This window comes from uncultured Jatrophihabitans sp. (assembly GCF_964244045.1).
In the GTDB taxonomy this organism is placed as follows: Bacteria; Actinomycetota; Actinomycetes; order Mycobacteriales; family Jatrophihabitantaceae; genus Jatrophihabitans.
The window spans coordinates 27,872-50,070 of record NZ_CAXTHK010000002.1 but is presented as its reverse complement, the minus strand read 5'-3'; the positions used below and the strand labels follow the sequence as shown (position 1 = coordinate 50,070).

General features: G+C 70.3%; 23 protein-coding genes. 4 read left to right on the top strand and 19 right to left on the bottom strand.

Translation table 11 applies throughout. From position 1 onward, the window contains the following. Nucleotides 1-40: 40 nt before the first annotated feature. From ccsB to hemL, 6 genes are all read right to left on the bottom strand, one after another. The gene (gene ccsB / locus ACFFC4_RS02025) at nt 41-1,036 is read right to left on the bottom strand and encodes a c-type cytochrome biogenesis protein CcsB (protein WP_375497258.1); all 996 of its coding nucleotides are present in this window, start codon (nt 1,034-1,036) and stop codon (nt 41-43) included. 2 nt (nt 1,037-1,038) lie between these two features. Continuing rightward, nucleotides 1,039-2,613, bottom strand: a complete 1,575-nt coding sequence (locus ACFFC4_RS02020; protein WP_375497256.1) for a cytochrome c biogenesis protein ResB — start codon at nt 2,611-2,613, stop codon at nt 1,039-1,041. Further along, nucleotides 2,610-3,362 carry a cytochrome c biogenesis CcdA family protein gene (locus ACFFC4_RS02015; RefSeq protein WP_375497254.1) on the bottom strand — a complete coding sequence of 251 codons (753 nt, stop codon included), beginning with the start codon at nt 3,360-3,362 and terminating at the stop codon, nt 2,610-2,612. Before ACFFC4_RS02015 ends, ACFFC4_RS02020 begins: the two co-directional genes overlap by 4 nt. Then, nucleotides 3,362-3,937, bottom strand: coding sequence for a TlpA family protein disulfide reductase (locus tag ACFFC4_RS02010; protein ID WP_375497252.1), 576 nt, complete (start codon nt 3,935-3,937; stop codon nt 3,362-3,364). Before ACFFC4_RS02010 ends, ACFFC4_RS02015 begins: the two co-directional genes overlap by 1 nt. Before the next feature lie 85 nt (nt 3,938-4,022). Further along, nucleotides 4,023-4,649 carry a histidine phosphatase family protein gene (locus tag ACFFC4_RS02005; protein ID WP_375497250.1) on the bottom strand — a complete coding sequence of 209 codons (627 nt, stop codon included), beginning with the start codon at nt 4,647-4,649 and terminating at the stop codon, nt 4,023-4,025. Continuing rightward, on the bottom strand, nt 4,646-5,944 hold the full coding sequence (hemL, locus tag ACFFC4_RS02000) for a glutamate-1-semialdehyde 2,1-aminomutase (protein ID WP_375497248.1): 1,299 nt from the start codon (nt 5,942-5,944) through the stop codon (nt 4,646-4,648). Before hemL ends, ACFFC4_RS02005 begins: the two co-directional genes overlap by 4 nt. 169 nt (nt 5,945-6,113) lie before the next feature. Between hemL and ACFFC4_RS01995 the strand changes: the two genes are divergently transcribed. Further along, nucleotides 6,114-6,890, top strand: coding sequence for a hypothetical protein (locus ACFFC4_RS01995; protein ID WP_375497246.1), 777 nt, complete (start codon nt 6,114-6,116; stop codon nt 6,888-6,890). Here the strand turns inward: ACFFC4_RS01995 and ACFFC4_RS01990 are convergent, their stop codons facing one another. From ACFFC4_RS01990 to ACFFC4_RS01955, 8 genes are all read right to left on the bottom strand, one after another. Further along, complete coding sequence (locus tag ACFFC4_RS01990) at nt 6,891-7,856, bottom strand: GNAT family N-acetyltransferase (RefSeq protein WP_375497244.1); 966 nt, start codon at nt 7,854-7,856, stop codon at nt 6,891-6,893. Continuing rightward, on the bottom strand, nt 7,853-8,848 hold the full coding sequence (gene hemB, locus ACFFC4_RS01985; RefSeq protein ID WP_375497242.1) for a porphobilinogen synthase: 996 nt from the start codon (nt 8,846-8,848) through the stop codon (nt 7,853-7,855). The genes ACFFC4_RS01990 and hemB overlap by 4 nt, the downstream gene beginning before the upstream one ends. 32 nt (nt 8,849-8,880) lie before the next feature. Continuing rightward, nucleotides 8,881-10,026: a ScyD/ScyE family protein gene (locus ACFFC4_RS01980; RefSeq protein WP_375497240.1), complete on the bottom strand. Its 1,146-nt coding sequence runs from the start codon at nt 10,024-10,026 to the stop codon at nt 8,881-8,883. A gap of 191 nt (nt 10,027-10,217) precedes the next feature. Continuing rightward, nucleotides 10,218-11,786 carry a uroporphyrinogen-III synthase gene (locus tag ACFFC4_RS01975; RefSeq protein WP_375497238.1) on the bottom strand — a complete coding sequence of 523 codons (1,569 nt, stop codon included), beginning with the start codon at nt 11,784-11,786 and terminating at the stop codon, nt 10,218-10,220. Beyond that, the gene (hemC, locus tag ACFFC4_RS01970) at nt 11,783-12,706 is read right to left on the bottom strand and encodes a hydroxymethylbilane synthase (RefSeq protein WP_375497236.1); all 924 of its coding nucleotides are present in this window, start codon (nt 12,704-12,706) and stop codon (nt 11,783-11,785) included. The genes ACFFC4_RS01975 and hemC overlap by 4 nt, the downstream gene beginning before the upstream one ends. Continuing rightward, the gene (locus ACFFC4_RS01965) at nt 12,703-13,992 is read right to left on the bottom strand and encodes a glutamyl-tRNA reductase (protein ID WP_375497234.1); all 1,290 of its coding nucleotides are present in this window, start codon (nt 13,990-13,992) and stop codon (nt 12,703-12,705) included. Before ACFFC4_RS01965 ends, hemC begins: the two co-directional genes overlap by 4 nt. Continuing rightward, the gene (locus tag ACFFC4_RS01960; RefSeq protein WP_375497232.1) at nt 13,989-14,741 is read right to left on the bottom strand and encodes a redox-sensing transcriptional repressor Rex; all 753 of its coding nucleotides are present in this window, start codon (nt 14,739-14,741) and stop codon (nt 13,989-13,991) included. Before ACFFC4_RS01960 ends, ACFFC4_RS01965 begins: the two co-directional genes overlap by 4 nt. A 192-nt stretch (nt 14,742-14,933) precedes the next feature. Then, a complete protein-coding gene (locus tag ACFFC4_RS01955; RefSeq protein WP_375497230.1) occupies nt 14,934-15,182 on the bottom strand; it encodes a glutaredoxin family protein in 249 nt (82 codons plus the stop codon). A 201-nt stretch (nt 15,183-15,383) separates the two neighbouring features. Between ACFFC4_RS01955 and ACFFC4_RS01950 the strand changes: the two genes are divergently transcribed. The 3 genes from ACFFC4_RS01950 to ACFFC4_RS01940 all read left to right on the top strand — a co-directional run bounded on the left by ACFFC4_RS01950 (nt 15,384) and on the right by ACFFC4_RS01940 (nt 18,562). Continuing rightward, entirely contained in the window at nt 15,384-16,214 is an 831-nt protein-coding gene (locus tag ACFFC4_RS01950; RefSeq protein ID WP_375497228.1) for a sigma-70 family RNA polymerase sigma factor, read from the top strand. A gap of 112 nt (nt 16,215-16,326) precedes the next feature. Then, the gene (locus ACFFC4_RS01945) at nt 16,327-17,568 is read left to right on the top strand and encodes a DUF5667 domain-containing protein (protein ID WP_375497226.1); all 1,242 of its coding nucleotides are present in this window, start codon (nt 16,327-16,329) and stop codon (nt 17,566-17,568) included. 52 nt (nt 17,569-17,620) lie between these two features. Next, nucleotides 17,621-18,562 (top strand): HAD family hydrolase, encoded by a 942-nt coding sequence (locus ACFFC4_RS01940; protein ID WP_375497650.1) that lies wholly within the window; start codon nt 17,621-17,623, stop codon nt 18,560-18,562. A 30-nt stretch (nt 18,563-18,592) separates the two neighbouring features. On the opposite strand, the gene ACFFC4_RS01935 is transcribed toward ACFFC4_RS01940, so the two are convergent. The 5 genes from ACFFC4_RS01935 to proC all read right to left on the bottom strand — a co-directional run bounded on the left by ACFFC4_RS01935 (nt 18,593) and on the right by proC (nt 22,195). Then, on the bottom strand, nt 18,593-19,675 hold the full coding sequence (locus ACFFC4_RS01935) for a lysophospholipid acyltransferase family protein (protein ID WP_375497224.1): 1,083 nt from the start codon (nt 19,673-19,675) through the stop codon (nt 18,593-18,595). Between the two features lie 28 nt (nt 19,676-19,703). Continuing rightward, a complete protein-coding gene (locus ACFFC4_RS01930; RefSeq protein ID WP_375497222.1) occupies nt 19,704-20,747 on the bottom strand; it encodes an NAD-dependent epimerase/dehydratase family protein in 1,044 nt (347 codons plus the stop codon). A 42-nt stretch (nt 20,748-20,789) separates the two neighbouring features. Beyond that, nucleotides 20,790-20,888 (bottom strand): 30S ribosomal protein bS22, encoded by a 99-nt coding sequence (locus tag ACFFC4_RS01925; RefSeq protein ID WP_012854759.1) that lies wholly within the window; start codon nt 20,886-20,888, stop codon nt 20,790-20,792. 36 nt (nt 20,889-20,924) lie between these two features. Further along, on the bottom strand, nt 20,925-21,188 hold the full coding sequence (locus ACFFC4_RS01920; protein ID WP_375497220.1) for a helix-turn-helix domain-containing protein: 264 nt from the start codon (nt 21,186-21,188) through the stop codon (nt 20,925-20,927). A 185-nt stretch (nt 21,189-21,373) separates the two neighbouring features. Then, complete coding sequence (proC, locus tag ACFFC4_RS01915; protein ID WP_375497218.1) at nt 21,374-22,195, bottom strand: pyrroline-5-carboxylate reductase; 822 nt, start codon at nt 22,193-22,195, stop codon at nt 21,374-21,376. Between the last annotated feature and the right edge of the window lie 4 nt (nt 22,196-22,199).

The following is a 22,199-nucleotide window of genomic DNA, read 5'->3' as shown; positions in this document are numbered from 1 at the left end:
TCCTGCGCGGGGACGGGCGGACAACTCGCGGAACGCAGCGCTACGACAGGCCGGCGTAGGAGTGCAGGCCGGAGACGACCAGGTTGACGATCACGAAGTTGAAGGTGATGGCCCCGAAGCCGAGCAGGTTGACCCAGGCCGCGGCCCGGCCCTTCCACCCGGCGGTAGCGCGGGCGTGCAGGTAGCAGGCGTAGATGACCCAGACGATGAAGGCCCAGGTCTCCTTAGGGTCCCAGCCCCAGTACCGGCCCCAGGCCGCCTCGGCCCAGATCGCGCCACAGATGATGGCCACCGTGTACAGCGGGAACGAGAACGCGACGACCCGGTAGGCGGCCTTGTCGAGCGTCTTGGCGGCGGGCAGGCGCGACGCGAGCGTGGCGACGGAACCCTGCCGGTACCCCGGCGCGGCGACCTGCTTGTCGTAGCGCGAGCGCAGCAGGAACAGCACGGTCAGCACCGCGGACGTCATCAGCGCACCCTCGGCCACCGACACGAGGGTGACGTGGATGGCCAGCCAGTAGGACTGCAGCGCCGGGACGAGCGGCTGCGCCCTGGAGTACAGCACGGTCCCGGCCAGGAACATCAGCAGGATGACGGGCAGCAGCACGAAGCCGCCGAGGAATCGGATCTGCGGCGCCTTCCACATCACGCCGAGGAAAGCGACGATTCCGATCAGCCCGGCCACCGACGCGAACTCGTACATGTTCGACCACGGCACGGCGTCGACGGCGCCGGCGCGCACCGCGATCGACGCGACGTGCACGAGCATGCCGACGACCGTGATCAGCACTGACCAGCGGCCGATGCTGTCGGCGGTCGTGCGCTTGCCGGTGGCAGGCTCGACGACGTCCGCAGACGACGTCAATGGCGGTCCGCCGGCGCCCACGAGTTCCCGCGCGCGCATGGCCGGCGCCTTGGCCACCCGTCCGAACGCGAACTCGGCGGTGTAGCCGACCATGGCGAGCGCGTACGTCGCGATCGCCGTGGTGAACAACCCGTCGGAGAGGTGGGCCATGGGTCCGTCGATGCCGGCCATGATCAGTCCTTCCCTGCAGAAGTCGAGCCTGCGTGGATCATGTCGCGGGCCTCGGCCCGCTCCGTGGTGGTCCGGGCCCCGCGCAGCCGCTCGAGCAGCGTGGCGAATTCACCGGTGAAGTTGCCCGAATCGCTGCGGGCCAGGCCGCCGACACGCACGAGCGTAGTCCCGCTGTCGCCGGGCCCGATGCGCAGCCAGACCCGTCGCCGCCGCACGCCGAGCGAGGCGCCGAGCCCGAGCACCATGGCCACCGCGGCGATCAACAGATAACCCTGGGCGGGGTCATGGGAGACCTGCAGGTTCACCCATGGCGTCCAGCCGTCGAAGGTGACCTGCACGCCGTTGGCCAGCGTCTTCGTCTGCCCGATGACGAGGTTCTCGGCACCGATCTTCTTCATCTTCGACGTGTCGAGGGAGTAGACGGACCGGGGCAGTCCGGTCGCGTTGAGATTGCCCTGGTAGACGAACACGCCGAGCACGGGCCGGTCGACACGAGCCGACGCCGAGGTGATGACGCCGTTGCCCTCCGGGTCGACCGGTGTCGGCGCGAAGAACCCGGACAGCCCGATATCCGTGGTCGAACCGTTGCCGTCGAAGGAGAAGACGCCCTCGGAGTACAGCGTCGAGGCGTTGGTGGGCAGGAACTCCGCGGTCAGGGTCTGCTTACTGCCATCGGGCATCCGCACCGTGACCGTCGGGGAGAAGCCGTGGCCGGTCAGGTAGACCCGGTCGCCCTCGAGCCGCAGCGGATGGTTCACCGTAATCGTCGTCGTCTTGGTCGCCGGCTTGTCGACGTCGGGCTGGTAGGTGACCTTCGCCGCGAACTCGCGCGGCTCGCCGCCCGCGGCGTAGGTGGCCGTGAACTTGTCGATGTTCCTGATGCAGAACGGCGCCGGCTTGACCTTGCCCTCGGCGGCGAAACGTCCGGGCTTCCAGGTGTCGTACGCACCGATGTTGTTGCAGAATCCAGTGCCCTGCCGAACGATCCGCAACCCCTCGTACGTGTACAGCCGGCCGACCGCGATGAGCACCAGGGCGACGAGCAGCGCAACGTGGAAGATCAGGTTGCCGGTCTCGCGGCTGTAGCCCTTCTCGGCCGACAGCGTCACGACGCCGCCGTCCTCCGGCCGCTCGACGACCCGCCACCGCCGCCCCAGGGAGGCCCGTGCGGCCGAGGCGTACGCAGCAGGCGCGTCGCCGACGTCGAACGTGTCGGACTCCGGCAGCTTCGAGAGGTTGCGCGGTGCGGGCAGCGGCTTACGGGCCACCGCGCGGGCGTGCACCCGGATACGTGGGATCAAGCAGCCGACGAGCGAGATGAACAGCAGCAGGTAGATGGCCGCGAACCAGGCCGAGCCGAAGACGTCGAACATGCCGAGGCGGTCGAGGAACGTGCCCCACGCACCGTGGTCCTTGATGTAGGTCGAGGTCTTGGACGCGTTCAGCGGACGCTGCGGCAGCAACGATCCCGGCACCGCGCCCAGGGCCAGCAGGAACAGCAGGATCAGCGCGGTGCGCATGGACGTCAGGCGTCGCCACACCGAGCGTAGGGGCCGGATCAGGAGGTCGCTGCTCATACCTCGATCCCCGACCCCGGGGAGATGTGCGCCTGCAGCTGGATCATCAGCGAGTTCCACTCCCCGGTCAGCAACAGGACGCCGATGACGAGCAGCAGCCCACCGCCCACGGCACTGACCACCTTGCGGTGCGCACGCACGAAGCCCAGGGCACTGGACACCCAGCCGAAGCCGAGGGCGACGAGGATGAACGGGATACCGAGGCCGAGGCAATAGCACAGCATCAGCAGCGCGCCCCGGCCCGGACTGCCCTGCGAGATCGACAGTCCGTAGACGGCGGAGAACGTCGGGGTCAGGCACGGTGTCCAGGCCAACGCGAACGCGAACCCGAGTAGGGGGGCTCCGAGCAGGCCGGCGCGGGGCAGCTTGTGGATCTTGAATTCACGCTGCAGGAAACCGATCCGGCCGAGAAAGGCGATGCCCATGACGATTGTGACGACGCCGAGCACCCGCTCGATGGTCAACGTGTGCTCGCGAATACTGCCTGCGAGCTGCCCGAACAGCGCACCCTGCAGCGTCAGGAACGATGTGAAGCCGAGTACGAACAGGAACGCGCCGCCGACCATGCGGCGTTGACTGGGCCGCTCGTCGGTGCCGGCGAGACCGGCGACGTAGGACAGGTAACCCGGGACGAGCGGCAGTACGCACGGCGAGAGAAAACCGATCACGCCGACCAGCACCGCAACGCCCATCGCGACCAGCAGCGGCCCGCTCTCGACCGTGCCAGTGAACCCGGACGCGAGCAGCATCAGCGTTCCGCGAGCAGCGTGTCGACCGGCCCTTGCAGATCCTTCGGCGTCAGCTTGTCGATGTAGACGGCGGCCACCCGTCCCTGCTTGTCGACCAGGACGGTGAAGGGAAGCACCCCGGGGATGTTGCCGAGCTTGAGCTGCACCTCGCTCTCCTGGTCGAAGACGACCGGGAAGCTGATGTCGTTCTGGGCGATGAACGCCTTGCCTGCGCCCTTGTCGTCGTGGGTGTCGAAGCCGATGAAGTGCAGACCCTTCGTCTTCATCTGCCGGTAGAACAGATCCAGCTGCGGGGTTTCCACCTTGCACGGGCTGCACCAGGACGCGAAAAAGTTCAGCACGGTGACGTGACCCTTGTTCGCCGCCAGGGTGACGCGCTTGCCGCTGGAGATCAACTCACCGCCGATGTCCTGTGCAGGCTTGCGCTTGCTCTCGCTGATCAAGGTCCCGCGCTTGTTCTTCGACGTGAAGCTGAAATCCTTGCCGCCGGAGCTGCTCGAGCACGCCGACAGCACCAGGACGCCGCACACCGCGAGGGCGGCGAGCAGGCGCAGAATCCGGCGGTGACGAGGCATCGCAACTAGTGTGCGCCACGCTCCCGGGCCTGTCGGAACGGGCCTCAGGAAGGTGTGACGCGGCCGAGCGCGTCGCCCGGCCGGCTCAGGCCCCGGCGCCGGTCCCTGCCGGCAGGTCGGCGGCGGGTTCGGCGTACTGCACCCGGGTGATGATGTCGCCGTCGAACGTCAAGGAGGTCACCGACGCCAGCCCACACCTGCGCCGGCGCGGGTCGTGGAACAGCCGCAGACCCTGGGCACGGCGCGCGGCCATGACGACCGGCAGCTGGTGACTGACGCACACCGCCTCCCGCCCGTCCGCCTGGTCGCGAGCGCTGCGGATCGCAGCCATGACGCGGTCGGCGATCTCGTCGTACGGCTCACCCCACGACGGCCGCAACGGGTTGCGGAAGTACTTCCAGTACGACGGGTTGGTCAGCAGGCCCTTCCCGCCGGCCACCGGCTGTCCCTCGAACTCGTTACCGGCCTCGATCAGCCGATCGTCGATCGCGATCTGCAGCCCGACGGCTGCCGCAACCGGGGCCGCGGTCTCGCGGGCCCGCTGCAGCGGCGAGCAGGCCAGGTACGCGATGTCGCGCGCGGCGAACCAGGCGGCCGCGGCCTCGGCCTGGCGCACCCCCAGGACGCTGAGCCGGAAGCCCGGCAGTCGCCCGTACAGCACGCCGTCGGGGTTGTAGACCTCGCCGTGACGCAGCAGGTGCACGATCGTCACGACGAGACCGCCGCCGCCGCCGAGACTGCTGACGGCAGCGCCCGCTCGATGACGGCGAGCGCCTCGGTGTCAATGGCCGCGTTCACGAAATAGGACTCGAACGCGCTCGGCGGGAGGTACACCCCGGCGTCCAGCATCGCGTGGAAGAAGGCTGGGTAGCGGAAGGTGTCCGCGGCCTGCGCGCCGGCGAAGTCGCGCACCGGGCCGTCGGTGAAGAACACCGAGAACATGTTGCCCGCGTACTGCACCTGATGCGTGACACCCTCGCGGGTCAGCGCGGCACCGAACATCGCCCCGATGGTCTGCGCGGTCTCGTCCAGCTGCTTGTAGACCGCGTCGTCGGCCGTCCGCAGGGTGGTGAGCCCGGCAGCGACAGCGACCGGGTTCCCCGACAGTGTGCCGGCCTGGTACACCGGCCCAGCGGGGGCAAGGCGCGACATCACGTCGGCACGACCACCGAACGCCGCCGCGGGCAGCCCGCCGCTCATCACCTTGCCGAACGTGAACAGGTCGGCATCGACCGGGTCGAGGCCGTACCACCCCGAGCGCGAGACTCGGAAACCCGTCATCACCTCGTCCATGATCAGCAGCGCGCCGTGCCGGGCGGTGATCTCGCGCAGCCCGGCGTTGAAGCCGGGCGCCGGCGGTATCGCGCCCATGTTGCCGGCCGCGGCCTCGGTGATCAGGCAGGCGATGTCGTCGCCGAACTCGGCGAAGCAGGCCTCGACGGCGGCCAGGTCGTTGTAGGGCAGCACGATCGTCTCGGCCGTCTGCGCGCCGGTCACGCCAGGCGTGTCGGGCAGGCCCAGGGTGACGACGCCCGAACCGGCCGCGGCCAGCAGCGAGTCGACGTGGCCGTGGTAGCAGCCGGCGAACTTCACGATCCGGTGCCGGCCGGTGAACCCGCGGGCCAGCCGGACCGCCGACATGGTTGCCTCGGTGCCGGAGTTGACCAGCCGCACCTCCTGCACGGGCGCCACCCGCGAAACGAGCTCCTCGGCCAGCTCGACCTCGCCGATCGTCGGTGTGCCGAACGACAGCCCCTCCGATGCCGCCGCGCGCACCGCGCCGACCACCGCCGGGTGTGCGTGCCCCAGGATCATCGGCCCCCACGAGGACACGAGGTCGACGAAGCGGTTGCCGTCGGCGTCCTCGATCCAGGGCCCCGACCCGCGGACCATGAACCGCGGCGTGCCGCCGACGGACTTGAACGCGCGGACCGGTGAGTTCACGCCGCCGGGGATCACCCGCTGCGCGCGCTCGAACAGGGCTGCGGACTGCGCGGTGTCGCTCACGTCCTCGCTCCGCTCGACCGGGCACAGCCGCCGTACCTCTGATTCGCTGCGCAAGCGTCGCTCATTGACCCAGTCTGACAAAGGGTGCCAGGACGGGACGTCGGCGGGACAGCTGGCGTTCGAGCTGGCAGTCTCTCCGCGATATCTCAGCGAACGTCAAGGGGGTCCCGTGAACCGGTTGCGCATGCTCGTTCCGTTGGCCGGCGCCGCAGCGTCGGCGCTGGTGCTCACTGCGTGTGGTTCCAGCGGGGGCGGTGGCAGTTCCGCGGCCGCGTCCGGCGGAGCTCAGGGTGGGGCATCGTCGAGCGCGCAGTCGCCGACGGCGGCCTCGAGCAGCGCTACCTCCGCGCCGGCCCCCTCCCGGACGCAGCTGCAAGCGATCAACGTGCAGGCCGCCGACCTGCCGGCCGGCTACCAGGGCAAAGCGGCCACACCCGACTCCGACGACGACGACGTCAACGCGCAACTGGAATCGTGCACCGGTGTCCAGGGAGCCCCGGAGAGCCACAAGGTGGCGACCGCCGACTCCGACGACTTCACGAAGGGCCAGCTCACCGTCTCGTCCACCTTCTCCAGCTTCCAGAGCCAGAGCGACGTGGACGCCGACGTCGCCCTGATCAAGAGCCCGAAGGTCAACGAGTGCCTGAACACCGTCTTCAAGGCCACCCTGGCCAAGTCGCTGGGCAGCAGCGGCACTGTCGACAGCGCCACGATCAAGCTCACCCCCGGCTCCGGCGGCGGACCCAGCAATGTCGCGGCGTTGGCCTCGGGCGCCGTGAACATCACGGCGGGTGGCCAGAAGACGGTGATCTATCTCGGCGTCGCTTTCATCACCGGGCCGCAGGTCGGCGGCACGCTGAGCTACGTCGGGATCGGCGAGCAGCTCGACACCGCCACCCAGGTTTCGGCACTGGCTGCGGTGGCCAAGCGCGCAGAAAACCCGTGATCAGGTGGGCGGCGCCGCCGTCAGCGCGCGCCGCATGACCACCCGGGCGCCAACGGCGTCCAGTCCGGCCGCGCGTTCCCGCTCGCGCGCGGCGCGCAGCCCCGGGCCCGGATCGTCGTCGGCGACGAAGCCGCGGGTGGCGTAGAACGGCGCGTTCCAGGGCACGTCGACGAACGTCGTCAGCGTGATCGATGGATAGCCCTGCTCAGCCGCCCACTCGCAGGCCGCCTCGAGCAGGCGGCTGCCGTAACCCCGCCGCATCGCGCCGGGCAGCACGGACAGCTCGTGCAGGTGGGCCTGACCGTCGAGCTCTTCGACCCAGGCGAAGCCGGCCGGCGGGTCGTCGATGACGAGCACCAACCGGGCCTCGGCCAGCGCCGGCGCGTCGAAGGTCATCGCCGGCAGGTCATAACCACTGACGCGGAAGATCGCCTCGGCGCGCTCGTCGATGACGGGTATCTCGGCCAGATCGGCCTCCTGTGCCACCCGGACCACGACGGGCCTTTCCGGCCCGGGAACGCCCATCTGCAGGGCGTCGACCACCAGATCGGGAAAGCGCGTCGGCACCAGCACATCGCGGTCGTCGGCCAGTCGCACCGTGACGGCCTTCGCGCCCCGTGGGAATCCGTTTGGCCAGCCGAGGGTCGCCAGATCGGGACCGGTCGCCCGGCCCGGAGTCACGCCGGTGATGTCGGCGCGCGGCACCGCCTCGTCGCCCACAACCAGCTCGTCTGGCGTGACGTACAGCGAATGCGTGTTCCGGACGGCATGCAGCAGCAGCCACTGTGCCCCGATCAGCAGCGCGCCGGCGATGAGCCAGCCTGGCAGGTGGACCAGCGCGCCGTGCCGGCCGCTGACCAGCAGATCGGCGCCGAACAGAACAGGTACCAGCAGCAGGGACCAGACCAGGCTGCGGTAGCTGCGTGCGTCCTCGTGATAGACGGCGCCGGCCACCGCATCCGTCATCCCAGCAGGGTAGCCACCTCGGCCGCCCAGTACGTGAGAATGATCGACGCCCCAGCCCGCTTGATCGAGGTCAGCGTCTCGGCGATGACGCGGTCGCGATCGAGCCAGGCGCGCGCCGCCGCGGCCTCGACCATCGCGTACTCGCCGCTGATCTGGTACGCCGCCACCGGCACCGGCGACGCGTCGGCGACCGCGCGCAGCACGTCCAGGTAGGGCAGCGCGGGCTTGACCATGACGATGTCGGCGCCCTCGGCGACGTCCAGGGCCACCTCGGCCAGCGCGTCGGCCACGGTGCGCGACGCGTCCTGCTGGTAGCTCGCCCGGTCGCCCTGCAGCGAGGAATTGACGGCCTCGCGGAACGGGCCGTAGAAGCCGGACGCGTACTTGGGCGCGTACGCCAGGATGCCGGTGTCGACGAAGCCGGCATCGTCGAGCGCCCGGCGGGCTCCCGCGACCTGGCCGTCCATCATGCCGCTGGTGCCGAGAAGGTGGGCGCCAGCCTCGGCCTGCGCCACGCCCATAGACGCGTACCGCAGCAGCGTGGCGTCGTTGTCGACCGCGCCGTGCTCGTCGAGTACACCGCAGTGCCCGTGGTCGGTGAACTCGTCCAGGCAGAGGTCGGACATGAGCACCGTGCTGTCACCGAGCTCGGCCCGCAGGTTGCGCAGGGCCACATTCAGCACGCCCTGCGGGTCGTCGGCACCAGAACCGGTCGGGTCCTTGACGACCGGGATCCCGTAGATCATCAGACCGCCGACGCCCGCCGCCACCGCGGCGACTGCGGCCTTCACCAGCGACTCCTGCGAGTGCTGCACGACGCCCGGCATCGAGGAGATCGGGTTCGGGTCGGTGAGGTCCTCGCGCACGAACATCGGCAGGACGAGGTCGGCCGGCCGGACCACGACCTCGGACACTAGCCGACGCAGTGCCGGCGTGCGCCGTAACCGACGCGGGCGGGAGATCGGGAACGGCGGCAGGTCGGGCAGGCTCACCCGCCCGAATCTACGCCCGGACCGTCCCCGGGTTAGAAGTGCAACTTCCAGACCTGACCCGACGTGCCCGGTCCGCCCAACCCGCCCGACGGGGCGATCGAGTAGGCGGCCACGAACACGACGCCCTTCGAGTTCACCGCGACGCCGGCCGGGAACGGGACGTCCAGGTGGCGCCGGTGGCCGTTGGCGATGCGGGTGAGCACGCCGACGACCTGCGGGCCTGCCGGGTGGGCCTCCTTGGCTTCCAGCTCGCTGACGTAGAGCACGCCCTTGGGGCTGACGGCCACCCCGGTCACCGAGGTGAACCCTCGATAGACGTGCAGCACCTTGCGACCGTCCGCACTGAGCTTGAGAACCTGTCCCTGGCCCCGCGCCTCGCTGACGAGGCCGCCGACGTACACATGGCCGGCCGCGTCGACCGCGAGCGACGTCGGGACGAAATTGCAACCGGGGAACTTCGGTCCCGGGTCGGCCTGCTTGGCGCAACTGCCGGACCGGACGTTCGGGAACACGTGGAACACGTGGATGCGGTTCTTGCTGTCAACCCGAAGCACATCGTTGCCCGCGGCGTCGGCCACCAATAGGTCGTTGCTGCGCGCCAGCACGGCGTATGGGTTGGAGTCCTTCTCCCTGCCGTCCGGGTTGTGGCGGAACTCGTAGCCGGTGATGTTCGCGACCACGTGCACGGCGTGGTACGGCAGAGCCGCGAGCAGCCGCCCGTCCTGCTTGCTCTTGAACGGCGCGGGCAGCACGTCCGGCGGCGCGTACGTCTCCTGGACGTAGATCGGCCCGTGCGCCGTCCGCGCGGCCACTCCGTCCGAGCCGACCGCGGCCGACCCGTCCTTACCCGCGGCCGACAGCAGGCCGCGCACGATCCGGGTCGGCGTGGTGTTGTGGGCGTACTGCGGCAGGTACACGGCGCTGATCGACCCCGTGGGCCCGACGTACTGGTCGCCCTCGCCGGGCGCTCCAGGCACCTTCGTCGTGCCGCCGTAGCCGGCCTCGGCCACCAACAGCTCGTCGTTGCTTACGAGCGCGATCTGGCGTGGGTTGTTCAGCCCCTTGACGACGACCACCGGTTTTGGCGTTGCCGCCGAGGCCCCGACGACCTGCGGCGCCGCGACGCAGAGCGCCGTCACCGCGCTGACGACCACACCGAAACGCACAACCCTGCCCATGTCCGACTCCCGACGCCTCACAGGCCGCTCAGGACGAGCAGCCAGCTCACTAACAGCGGTCGCGAATCTACGACTGCTGGGGGGAGCTGAGAAGAGGTCGAGGGCAGGCCGGCACGAATACGGCGACTGGTCGTGGGCGTGCCAGGACCACGCATTCCTGGCACGCCGGACGATCCGGAAAAAGGGACGACCTAGCGCGAGACGCGCCGCGCCGACGTCCGGGTGGCCTTCTTGGCTGCCGTCGCCGCGGCCTTCTCCTTCTCGGCCGCCGCGCGCTCGACGGCGAACTCGGCGAGGGCGTCGATCAGGGCGGGCACGGTGGCCTGCTCGGGCTGGACGTCGACGCGCAGGCCGAACTCGGTAGCCGTGGCAGCCGTCTGCGGGCCGATGCACGCCACGACGGTCCGCGCGTGCGGCTTGCCGGCGATGCCGACGAGGTTGCGCACGGTCGAGGACGAGGTGAAGCAGACAGCCTGGAACCCACCGGACTTGATCGCGTCACGGATCTCGGCCGCGGGCGGCGCAGCCCGCACCGTGCGGTATGCCGTGACGTCGTCGATCTCCCAGCCAAGCTCGCGCAGGCCAGCGGCCAGCGTCTCGGTGGCGATGTCGGCGCGCGGCAGCAGCACCCGGTCGATCGGGTCGAGCACGTCGTCGAAGGGCGGGAAGATCGCAAGCAGGCCTTCACTGGACGATGCGTCCTCGGCCGGCACGAGCTCGGGCTTGATGCCGAACGCGCGCACGGCATCGGCCGTGGCCTCGCCGACGCAGGCAATCTTGACGCCGGCGAACGCGCGGGCGTCCAAGCCGAACTCCTCGAACTTCTCGCGCACGGCCCGCACGGCGTTGGTGGAGGTGAACACGATCCACTCGAACCGGCCGGTGACCAGGCCCTTGATCGCACGCTCCATCTGCGTGGGCGTGCGCGGCGGCTCGACGGCGATCGTCGGCACCTCGACCGGCACGGCACCGAAGCCGCGCAACCGATCGCTCATCGTGCCGGCCTGCTCCTTCGTCCGCGGAACGAGGACCTTCCAGCCGTAGAGGGCGCGGGACTCCCACCACGCCAACTTCTCGCGCTGGGCCGCGGCCTTGCCGACCGTGACCACGACCGCGCCGGTCATGCCGACGGCGGCGAGCTCCAGGTCGCCGGCGACACCGGTGACGGTCTGCTGGCCGGTGGTGGTGCCGTCGCAGCTGACCGTGACCGGGGTGTCGGGCTTGAGGCCGTAGGCGACGAGCTGCTCGCCGACCGACTGCACGTCGGCGGCGTCGACGGTGAGCAGGAGCGTGCCGGCGGCGTGCGCCAGCGCGTCGTAGTCGGCGGCGCTCGCGGCACCGAGGTCGCGCAGGTCGGCCTCGGTGCGCACCGGCCCGACCGGGACGCCGGCGTACGCCGCCGTGCCGGCGCCGAGCCCGACGCCGGGGACGACCTCGAACGGCACAGCCGTGCGGGCGACCGCGAGGGCCTCCTTGACGGCGGTGTCGTCGACGAACGGATCGCCAGGCACGACCCGGGCCACGTTCAGCCCGGCACGCGCGTCGGCGAGCAACGCCTTCGCCGTCTCGGCCGGTGTGATCTCGGCGGGCCGCACCTCGACGCGTGCGAGCGCGGTGATGGCCGCGGGAACTGCACTGCCCGCGACTACGACGTCGGCGCTGCGGATCGCCTCGGCAGCCCGCGTGGTGAGCAGGCCAGGATCGCCCGGACCAGCCCCCACGAAGGTGATGTGGCCTACGGCCTTGCGTGCGCGGGTCATGTGGTGCTCCCCATCATAGTGTCAGCGCCGTCGGCAAGCAGGTCGGCGGCAAGCCGCCGCCCGACACCGTCGGCATCGGTGGTGGGCCCGGTGACCGAGAGCCGGACGGCGTCACTGCCGTCAGCCGCGGTCACCGAACCACGTAGATAAATCTCCGGGCCGTCGTCGCCTTCGGCAAGGACGGCCAGTGCGCCGACCGGCGCGGAGCAGCCTGCCTCGAGTCCGGCGAGCAGCGCGCGCTCGGCGAGGACCGCGGCCCGGGTGTCGGGGTCGTCGAGGGCGGCCAGCGCGGCCAGCGCGCCGTCGTCGTCGGCGCGGCACTCGATGGCAAGTGCACCCTGCGCCGGCGCTGGTAGCACCTGGATCGGGTCGAGCACCTCGGTGACCTCATCGGCCCGGCCCAGGCGACGCAGCCCGGCGTACGCCAGTACAACAGCGTCCAGCTCGCCGGAGCTCACCTTGCCAAGGCGCGTGTCGACGTTGCCGCGCAACCCGACGATCTGGACGCCGAGCCCGAGCGCGTGCAGCTGCGCCGCGCGCCGTGGCGAGCCGGTGCCGATGCGCGCGCCGGCCGGCAGCTCGCCGAGCGTCAGGCCGTCGCGGGCCACGAGGGCGTCGCGCGGGTCCTCGCGGAGGGGCACCGCGGCCAGCGCGATCCCGATCGCCGGCGCGGTCGGCAGGTCCTTGAACGAGTGCACGGCGACGTCGATCTCGCCGCTGATCAACGCGGTACGCAGCGCCGAAACGAAGACACCGGTGCCGCCGATCTGCGTCAACGCGGCCGACGAGCGGTCGCCAGCGGTGATGATCGGGACGATCTCGGTCGGGACGCCGAGCGCGGTGGCGACGAGATCGGTTTGCGTGCGGGCCAGCGCCGAGGCGCGGGTGCCGATGCGCAGCGTGCGGACAGCGGCCTTCACGAGAGACCCGACTTCTTCACCGCGGCGACCGACTCGGCCGCGGCCGGGTCGAGGTCGAACAGCTCGCGCAGGGCCGCGGCGTACTGGTCGCCGCCGGGCGTCGCGGCCAGTTCCTTAACGCGCACGGTCGGTGCGTGCAGCACCTTCTCGACGGCGCGGCGCACCGCGTCGGCGACCTCGCGCCGCTCGGCCGACGTCAGGTCAGGGACGCGACCGTCCAGGCGGCACAGCTCGCCGTCGATGACCTGGTTGGCCCGGGCCCGAAGAGCGGTGACGGTGGGCGCGACCGCGAGTCGCTGCACGGCGGCCAGGTGCTCGCGCAGCTCCTCGGCCACAATGGCCATGGCGGCAGCAACCTCGGCATCGCTGACCATGGCCCCGCCGTCGCGCAGTGCCTCGAGGTCGAGGTAGGTCACGCCTTGCTGGACGGCAACGGACGGGTCGACGTCGCGGGGCAGGGCGATGTCCAGAACGACGAGTGGACGAGCGGCGCGCGCACCGATGGCGTCGGCCTCGACGATGAGCCCGGTGGACCCGGTGGAGGACATCACCAGGTCGGCGCCGGCGATGACTTCGGCGAGGGCGGTCAGCGGTACCGCCGTGCCGCCCAGGCGTTCGGCCAGATGCGCGCCGCGGTCCATGGACCGGTTGGCCACGACGATGTCGCCGATCCCGCGACGGCGCAGGGTGGCCCCGGCCAACGCGGCCATCGACCCGGCACCGACGATGACCGCGGTGCGACCGTCGAGGGTGCCGAGCACCGACTCGGCGCGGTCGAGCGCGACTGACACGATGGACGCGCCGGCCCGGTCGATCCCGGTCTCGGTGTGCACGCGCTTGCCGACCCGCAGCGCGGTCTGGGCGAGGTCGTGCAGCACGCTGCCGACCGAACCGATCTCGGTGCCGAGAGCGTAGGAGTTGCGCAGCTGCCCCAGTATCTGCGATTCGCCGACGACCATCGAGTCGAGACCGGAGGCCACCGTGAACAGGTGCTCGGCCGCGGCCTCGGCGAAGTGCACATAGAGGTGGTCGGACAGGTCCGACACCGCCAGCCCCGAGTGCCGGGCCAGCACCGAGGTGATCTCGGCGACCGCGGGGTGGAAGCGCGCGACGTCGGCGTAGACCTCGATGCGGTTGCACGTCGAGAGCAGCATGACCTCGCTGATCGTCTCGGCCAGGTGCAACTCTTCGACGGTCTTGCGCACGTCGTCGACCGGGACGGCGGCGCGCTCCAGAACCGACACCGGCGCCGTCCGGTGCGAGAGACCAACTACCAACACGCTCATCGCACGGCCCCGGTCAAGGACAGCGCGGCCTTGCGCGTTTCATGGAAAGAGAGGATCTGCAGCTCGGCGGCGAGGTCGACCTTGCGCAGATGCACGTGCGGCGGCACCGAGAGCACAACCGGCGCGAAATTGAGGATGCTGCTGACCCCGGCGTGGACGAGGCGGTCGCAGACCGACTGCGCCACCCCGCTCGGCACGGCCAGCACCGCGATGGTGACGTCGTACTCGACCAGCACGTCCTCGAGATCGACGATGTCCCGCACGACGAGTCCGCGCATCTCGGTGCCGACGCGCCGCGGGTCGGCGTCGAGCAATGCCGTGATGCGGAAACCGCGCGAAGCGAAACCGGCATAGCCGGCCAGCGCCTGGCCCAGGTTGCCGACGCCGATCAGCGCCACCGAGTGGTGCACGGTCAGCCCCAGCGTCCGCGAGATCTGCTCGGTCAGCGTGCTGACGTCATAGCCCACCCCGCGGATCCCGTAGGAGCCCAGGTAGGACAGGTCCTTGCGCAGCTTGGCCGAGTTGACGCCGGCTGCCGACGCCAGCTCTTCGGAGGAGACGGTGCTGATCGCGTCATCGCAGAACGTGGTCAGGACGCGCAGGTAGGTGGCCAGCCGGGCGACGGTGGCATCCGGGACAGCCCGGAGGTCGGCGGGTACGCCGGAAACAGCCGCGCCGACAGAGTCGTCGGCGACGCGGCCGTCGGAGACTCGGTCGTCGCTGTTGCAACGGTCGCGCGGAGCAGACATCGGCACCTCGGTGGACCGATCCGCGAGGGCGCGGCGAGAGTCGCAGACGTAGTCCGCGGACCGCCACGCCGGCGCCGAGACCGGTGTGGTAGAGCTGGCTGGTACGCGTCCGGACGGTACGCCGCTCGTGAAAGTTTTCCCAAATCGTCAGTGCCCGTGCTAGGGCTCTGGAGGCGCCGGAATACGGGCCGGTCAGCGCGCGATGGCGGCGCGGAAGCGAGCCTCCTCTACCCGCCAGTAACCATGCTCGCGATTGTCGATGAGCACCACGGGGACCCGGTCGGAGTATTCGGCCCGCAATAGCGGGGATGAGTCGACGTCGACCTCGCGGTACTCGAAGCCGAGCTCCGCGTGCAACACACGCACCTGTTCCTCGGCGACCGCACAGAGATGGCACCCAGCCCTGGTGAGCAGCGTCACAACATGCTCAGTTGCGGCCATGCCATCGCCCTCCCCCGGTTGCCGTGTCGACGAGCATCAGCACATCTTGCGCGTTCCAAGAAATGCAGGGTGCAGACTGGTACATCCCGATCCGAACAACCCTATTCAGCGCTGGGATGCCGCCTTATAGTCATCGGTTAGCGCTGTCTTCACATAGCGGCCGAGCCGTCGGCCGCTCGCTACACGGAAGGGACGCCGCCCATGCCGCGTGCTGCCTTCCCGGAGCCTGACGCCAACGAGCCGCGGGACGTCTTCTCGACGACGGCCCTGCGCACCCTCGTCGCACTGCTCAACGACGCGCTGGCTGCATTGGCTACGCAGCCGCGCGTCGCCGGTGTCGCCGCCATGTCGTCCTTCGAGACGCAAGCCGTCAGCCTGACTACGCCGCTTGCCGGGCGCTCATCGCGGGGGTTCGAGCCCACCGTTGTGCCCGATCGTTCGGCGGATGACGACCCCGATCCGCTTGATCCGGGCATCGACGCCGAACACGTCGAGACATGGCACTTGGTGCACCTCGCCCAGGAGGGCGATGGAGAAGCGTTCGGGATGCTCTACGACCGCTACGTCGACTCGGTGTTCCGCTTCATCTACTACCGCGTCAACGATCGCGCGCTCGCCGAGGACTTCACCAGCGAGACGTTCGTGCGGGCGCTCCGGCGCATCGGCACCATCAGCTACCAGGGCCGCGACATCGGCGCCTGGTTCGTGACGATCGCGCGCAACATTGTCCTGGATCATGTGAAGTCGGCCCGGCACCGTCTCGAGACCCCCACCGGCGAGACGATCGAGGGTCCCGAGCACACCCATAGCACCGAGACCGCCGTCCTGGCCGCACTGGCCTCCGAGCAGCTGATGGCCGCTGTCGACCAGCTCGGCGACGAGCAGCGCGAATGCGTGCTGCTGCGCTTCATGCAGGGCCTCTCGGTCACCGAGACGGCGGCGGTCATGGGCAAGAACGACGGCGCGATCAAGGCACTGCAGCACCGCGCGGTGCGCAAGCTGGCCGACCTCGTCGGGGACGACCTGAGATGAGCGCACGCGGGGGTTTGCGTGTCGCTGGCGGGTTTCGTATCGCTGGGGGGGTCCGGTCGTTGATACCACTGAGCGATGGGCAGCTGTCGCCGGTGGCGCGAAGGATCCCAGCATGGACCCCCGGTACGGCACCATGAGCGAGCATCGAGTCTCGATGCTCGGCTCGTCGCTGCGCCGGATCGAGGATCCCGAGCACTCCCGCGACCCGCGCGTACGCGAGCTCGTCGACGCGCTGAAGGCAGTCGATTACGCCCCGGCACCGTCACCGCACTTTCGCGCCGAGCTCCGGGCGCAACTGGTTGCGGTGGCTCCGCGCATCATCGCCGAAAGCACTCCGGAGGCCGAGCCCGCGAGCACGCGGGCCCGAACCGGGTCGGCGCGAGCCGGTGCGGTGACCGCGCGGACCCGGCGGCGCCGTTTCGCCCGGCCGCTGGCCGTGGCGGCCGGCGTGGCCGCCGCGTTCCTCCTGCTCCTCGGCGGCGCCGTCTGGCAGAGCCAGAAGTCTCTGCCGGGCGACTCCCTCTACGGCCTGAAGCGCACCAGCGAGAACGTCCGCCTGGCCATGTCCTCCGGCGGTACCGGCCGCGGGCACGAATACCTGAGGCTGGCGCAGACCCGCGTCGACGAAGCTCGGGCCCTGCTGCGTCGAGACTCGCCCTCCGCCGCGGGCACCGGCACGCTCGCCGGTGGCCTGTCCCCGCACACCGCGAAACTCATCTCCTCGAACCTGACCTCATCCGACTCCGACGTCACGCACGGCACCGATCTGCTCAGCACCCAGGCCGTCACCGCCAGGTCGCAGAGTCCGATCGCCCTGATCACCGAGTGGGCCCCCGGGCAGCTCGCCCGGTTGACCGACCTCGCCGCCGCGCTGCCTCAGGGCGCGCTGCTGAATCAGACCAAGAGTTCCTGGACGCTCACGAAGTCGGCGCTGACACGAGCCCGATCGCTCGCCCCAGCCGTCGCCGCGGGCTGCGCTTCGACGACGCAGACCGACCCGCTCGGCCCCGTGCCCACCTGCAGTCAGAGTGCGACGAGGAGCACCCCGGTACCTGTGCCCACGTCCTCGAGCGCCCCGACCGCCGGCACGGGTACCGGCACCGCGCGTCCGGGCGGCGGCGCCGCGTCCCAGCGCTCGGGCGGCACGCGCCCCTCCTCAGCGGCGCCAGTGGCGCCAGTGGCGCCAGTGGCGCCCGCCACGTCAACGCCGACCGCGCCGCCGAACCCGCTACCCAGCACGCTGACCGTGCCGTCGTTGTTGCCCAGCGGGCCCGTATCCGTCGGCAGCTGCGGCATCTCGGTCGGCGCCGGGCCGATCGGCATCGGCATAGGCGGGTGTCCATCACACTCCTGACGGTCCCAACCTGCGCTCAGCCGGGCTCGATAGGCTGAAGTGCGTGCGCGGGATGACGGGCAGGCCCACCGGCTCCGACCGCACGCCCGCCGACGATCCCGCCGCGACGTACCGCGCGCCTGACCACTTCGACCCGCTGGCTGCGCTAGCTGCGTTGCCAGTGGACGCCGACCCCACCACCGTGCTCGACGCGGCCGGTGTCGAGGACGTGGTCCGGCCCGTGCCCGACCCGACCGGCGCCGCGTTCTTCGATGTCGACAATACGATCATGATCGGCGCGTCGATCTACCACTTCGCCCGCGGGCTGGCCGCCCGCGACTTCTTCACCTGGCGCGACCTCACCACCTTCGCGACGAAGCAGCTCCGGCTCCGGGTGCGTGGCGAGACCCACGGTGATCTGCACTCCACCCGCGAGTCCGCATTGGCGTTCGTCGCCGGCAAGAATGTCGAGGAAGTGGTTGCGCTCGGCGAGGAGATCTACGACGAGTCGATGTCGGACAAGATCTGGCGCGGCAGCCACGCTCTCGCCCGCCTACACCTCGACGCCGGGCAGCGGGTCTGGCTGGTCACGGCCACGCCCGTCGAATTGGCCAGGATCATCGCCGACCGGCTCAATCTCACCGGCGCGCTCGGCACCGTCGCCGAGTCCGAGAACGGCGTGTACACCGGGCGTCTCGTCGGCGACGTGCTGCACGGTGCGGCCAAGGCCGCTGCGGTGCGCTCGCTCGCCGCGAACGAGGGCCTCGACCTCGCGCACTGCTCGGCGTACTCGGACTCGATCAACGACCTGCCCATGCTGTCGCTCGTCGGCCGGGCCGTCGCCGTCAACCCTGACTCCGCGCTGCGGGCAGAGGCTAAGCGACGGGGCTGGGAGATCCGCGACTTCCGTACCGGGCGCAAAGCGGCCCGCATCGGCATCCCGACCGCGCTCGGTGTCGGAGCGGCCGCGGGTGGGTTGGCCGCCGGCCTCGCGGTGCGGCGCCGGGTGGCCTGAGCGCCGGGTCGACGCCGGGTCAGCGCAGGCTTATCGCCAAACGGAGCGCCGTTGCACCAACAACCGGTACAGCGTGCTCTGGATCGTCTCGCGCACCTGATCGGTGAGATCGAAGACCACCGCCGGATCGTCTGCAGCCGCGGGGCTGTAGCCGTCGGTGGTGATGGGCGCGCCGAACTCGATGTACCACTTGCTGGGCAGCGGGACGAGTCCGAGCGGGCCCAACCAGGGAAACGTGGGCGTCAACGGGAAGTAGGGCAGGTTCAGTACCCGGGCAAGCGTCTTGGCCTTGCCGAGCACTGGATGGATCTCCTCGGAACCGATGATCGACACCGGGATGATCGGGACGCCGGTGCGCAGCGCAGCGTGCACGAACCCACCGCGCCCGAAACGCTGGAGCTTATAACGCTCGCTGAACGGCTTGCCGATGCCCTTGAACCCCTCGGGAAAGACGCCGACGAGCTCGCCGGCGCGCAGCAGCCGTTCGGCGTCGGGCGCGCAGGCCATGGTGGCGCCGGCCTTGCGTGCGATCGCGCCCAGGACGGGTGTGCGGAAGATCAGCTCGGCGCCGAGCAGCCGCAGGTGCCGATGCGCGGGGTGTTCGGTGCGCACCGCGACGGCCGCCATGGTGGCATCCAGCGCCCAGAGCCCACCCGCGTGGTTGGACACCAGCAGCGCCCCACCGTCGGCCGGGATGTTGTGCACGCCGTTCACCTCGACGCGGAACCACCGGTCGTAGAGCGGCCGGAGGACTGGCAGGACGGCGTTGTCGGTCAGGTCGGGGTCGAAGCCGAACTCGTCGACGGCGTAGTCGCCAGACACCCGCCGCTGTGCAAAAGCCACCAGCGCCTCGAGCCGGTCGGCGGTCGACCGGCTCGGACTCTCGTCATCAACGCGGGCGACAGGCGTCTCGACCGGCGCCGGCAGGCTGGTGACCGACGCTGCGGGGTGGCCGGACCCGGGACTCGGCCGACCTCGCCGCTCGGCGAAGCGGCGGGCGCGCCCGATGGGTCCGGACGGGTGCCGGCTCGCGCGATCATCAGCACCGTGCAGCGGGATGACCTGCGCTTCGTCGGAGGTCGTGCCACGGTCGGCGTCGCTCGTGGGGCTCATGTCGTCGCCTCCGCGGCCAGTCTGAGGTTCAGGCTCCGGGCGTCGCCAGCTGTCGCGCACGACGCGCTCGCAGTGCGTCCGAGCCTACGCGTAATCCGGTCCGCGCGACGTGCGGCAGCGGACGTTGCCCTGCGGCGAACGAGTCGATCGCGGTGCCGGTGGTGTAGCGCGGCTGGTAGCCGAATCGGGTGTGCAACGCGGTCGTGTCGACGGCCCGCCCGAAGCGCAGCCAGCGGCGCTCCTCGGCGACCAGCTCGGCGGCTCCGTCGTTGTTCAACAGCGCTGCCATCGAGCTGACGCGCGTCACCGGCACCCGGATGCGACCGGCACGGCGGATCACCTGCGACAACGCCAGCACACCATCGGCGGCGACGTTGACCACGCCGGGACGCGAGGTGACGGTGGCCAGGCGCAGTGACTCGACGGCATCGGCCTCATGCAGCAGCTGCACCCGCGGGTCGAACCCGAGCGAGGTGGGCACGAGCGGGCCGGCGAGGTACCGGGTCAGCGCGGTCTTGACCGTCGGCCCGACGATGCGGGTCTGCCGCAGCACCGAGACGTCCACGTCCGGCCGTCGTCGGGCGAAGCCGCGCACGTAGGCCTCGATCTCGACGGCATCCTTCGCATAGCCGTCATCGACCGAGGTGTCGGGGCCCATGTCCTCGGTGAAAACGGCTGCGTCGCGGCTCGTGCAGCCGTAGATCCCGGCGGTCGAGCGCACGACCAGGCGATGCACGTCGTCGGATTTCTGGCAGGCAGCAAGCAGCTGCATGGTCCCGATGACGTTCATCTCCTGCATCGCCACCCGGCCGCCGGCCGCGCGCGGCGAGGTGTGCAGGGCAGCGTGCACGACGACGCTCACCCGCGCCTGCGCCATAACCTTGGCGACGAGCGGGTTGCGGATGTCGGCACGGACGAACTCAGTCCGGCCGAGCAGCGGACGGTCGACCTCGCGTGGTGGCACGGTGTCGATGCCGATGACCCGCCCGATCGAAGGGTCGGAGCTCAGCTGGGCCGCCAGCCTGCTACCCAGGAAACGACTGACCCCGGTGATCAGGACAACCTCAGCCATGGGCTGAGCCCCCCACGCCGGCCATCGGCCAACCGACCGGAACTACTTCTTGTTGCGTCGCTGGACGCGGGTCTTCTTCAGCAGCTTGCGATGCTTCTTCTTCGCCATCCGCTTGCGCCGCTTCTTGATGACCGAGCCCATAAGTACTGTCCCAACGTCGACGAAAACGCCAGTCTACTAACCGGCTTCTATGAAGGCGTCGCGCAGGTAGTCGTGCACGGCTTTCTCGGGCACCCGGAATGACCGGCCGACCCGGACGGCGGGCAGCTCGGCGGCGTGCACCATCCGGTAGACGGTCATCTTCGACACGCGCATGACGGCAGCCACCTCGGCGACGGTCAGGAACTTGACGTCGGACAGGACAGGGTCGACCGGTCGGATCTCGGCCGGCTCGTCGGCGCGTGGGCGCGGTCCGGGCTGGTCGATGGGCTTGTCGGGCATGGATGGGTCACCGAACGCTTCCGGCACGTGTCGGTGCTTGGCTTCCCCACCGAGCAACGGGACACGCACGTGCTGTGCTGAGACTAGCGGTACTCAAGTGGCCTATGCGATAGCTGAGCGGAACCTTAATTCACGAACACCAAAGACAACTGCAGCCGGAATGCGAGTTTTGTCCCGATCCCGGGTCAGTCCGCGGCACCCAGTTCGGCCGAGCGGAGCGCTGCGGCCTCGATCGCGGCCAGGATTGCGGCGCGCACCCCGTGTACCTCGAGCTCGCGGATGGCCGAGATCGTGGTCCCGGCGGGGCTGGTCACCGCCTCACGCAGCTGGACGGGATGCTCGCCGGAGTCCCGAAGCATGACGGCCGAGCCGATCGCGGTCTGCACGATCAGGTCGGCGGCCAGCGCCCGCGGCAGGCCGAGCAGGATGCCGGCGTCGATCATGGCTTCGACGAGGAAGAAGAAGTACGCCGGTCCGGAGCCGGACAGCGCGGTTACCGCGTCGAGCTGGGACTCCGGCACGCGCACCACCTTGCCTACTGAGGCCAGCAGCGCCTCGGCGACCTCGAGGTGTTCGGTGCCGGCGTGCGCCCCGGCGCAGATGGCGGTCATCGCCTCGTCGACGAGCGCCGGGGTGTTGGGCATGCAGCGCACCACGGCGACGCCATCGGGCAGGTGCCGCTCGAGGTGGGCGGTCGTGACGCCGGCCGCGACGGACACGACGACGTGCCCCGGGCCGATGGCCGGCGCGATCTCGGCCAGCAACGTGTCGATGTCCTGCGGTTTCACCGCGACGATGACGATCTCGGCCCGCCCGACCGCTTCGGCCGGCTCGAGCACCTGCACGCCGAAGGTGGCGGTGAGGTATTCGGCGCGCTCGGGGTACTTCTCGCTGAGGACGATGTCGGTCCGCTCGCGGGCACCGCGCAGCAGGCCGGACAGCAAGGCCTCACCGATCTTGCCGCCGCCGAGGATGGCAACGGGCCTGCGCGCAGCGGGATCCGTCATCGTG

What these genes read in the sequence shown, in the direction of transcription:
- ccsB (WP_375497258.1), bottom strand. Translation starts at nt 1,036, where the DNA reads ATGGCCGGCATCGACGGACCCATGGCCCACCTCTCCGACGGGTTGTTC.
- ACFFC4_RS02020 (WP_375497256.1), bottom strand. Translation starts at nt 2,613, where the DNA reads ATGAGCAGCGACCTCCTGATCCGGCCCCTACGCTCGGTGTGGCGACGC.
- ACFFC4_RS02015 (WP_375497254.1), bottom strand. Translation starts at nt 3,362, where the DNA reads ATGCTGCTCGCGTCCGGGTTCACTGGCACGGTCGAGAGCGGGCCGCTG.
- ACFFC4_RS02010 (WP_375497252.1), bottom strand. Translation starts at nt 3,937, where the DNA reads ATGCCTCGTCACCGCCGGATTCTGCGCCTGCTCGCCGCCCTCGCGGTG.
- ACFFC4_RS01990 (WP_375497244.1), bottom strand. Translation starts at nt 7,856, where the DNA reads ATGACGGATGCGGTGGCCGGCGCCGTCTATCACGAGGACGCACGCAGC.
- ACFFC4_RS01980 (WP_375497240.1), bottom strand. Translation starts at nt 10,026, where the DNA reads ATGGGCAGGGTTGTGCGTTTCGGTGTGGTCGTCAGCGCGGTGACGGCG.
- ACFFC4_RS01975 (WP_375497238.1), bottom strand. Translation starts at nt 11,786, where the DNA reads ATGACCCGCGCACGCAAGGCCGTAGGCCACATCACCTTCGTGGGGGCT.
- ACFFC4_RS01965 (WP_375497234.1), bottom strand. Translation starts at nt 13,992, where the DNA reads ATGAGCGTGTTGGTAGTTGGTCTCTCGCACCGGACGGCGCCGGTGTCG.
- ACFFC4_RS01960 (WP_375497232.1), bottom strand. Translation starts at nt 14,741, where the DNA reads ATGTCTGCTCCGCGCGACCGTTGCAACAGCGACGACCGAGTCTCCGAC.
- ACFFC4_RS01955 (WP_375497230.1), bottom strand. Translation starts at nt 15,182, where the DNA reads ATGGCCGCAACTGAGCATGTTGTGACGCTGCTCACCAGGGCTGGGTGC.
- ACFFC4_RS01950 (WP_375497228.1), top strand. Translation starts at nt 15,384, where the DNA reads ATGCCGCGTGCTGCCTTCCCGGAGCCTGACGCCAACGAGCCGCGGGAC.
- ACFFC4_RS01945 (WP_375497226.1), top strand. Translation starts at nt 16,327, where the DNA reads ATGGACCCCCGGTACGGCACCATGAGCGAGCATCGAGTCTCGATGCTC.
- ACFFC4_RS01940 (WP_375497650.1), top strand. Translation starts at nt 17,621, where the DNA reads ATGACGGGCAGGCCCACCGGCTCCGACCGCACGCCCGCCGACGATCCC.
- ACFFC4_RS01935 (WP_375497224.1), bottom strand. Translation starts at nt 19,675, where the DNA reads ATGAGCCCCACGAGCGACGCCGACCGTGGCACGACCTCCGACGAAGCG.
- ACFFC4_RS01930 (WP_375497222.1), bottom strand. Translation starts at nt 20,747, where the DNA reads ATGGCTGAGGTTGTCCTGATCACCGGGGTCAGTCGTTTCCTGGGTAGC.
- ACFFC4_RS01925 (WP_012854759.1), bottom strand. Translation starts at nt 20,888, where the DNA reads ATGGGCTCGGTCATCAAGAAGCGGCGCAAGCGGATGGCGAAGAAGAAG.
- ACFFC4_RS01920 (WP_375497220.1), bottom strand. Translation starts at nt 21,188, where the DNA reads ATGCCCGACAAGCCCATCGACCAGCCCGGACCGCGCCCACGCGCCGAC.
- proC (WP_375497218.1), bottom strand. Translation starts at nt 22,195, where the DNA reads ATGACGGATCCCGCTGCGCGCAGGCCCGTTGCCATCCTCGGCGGCGGC.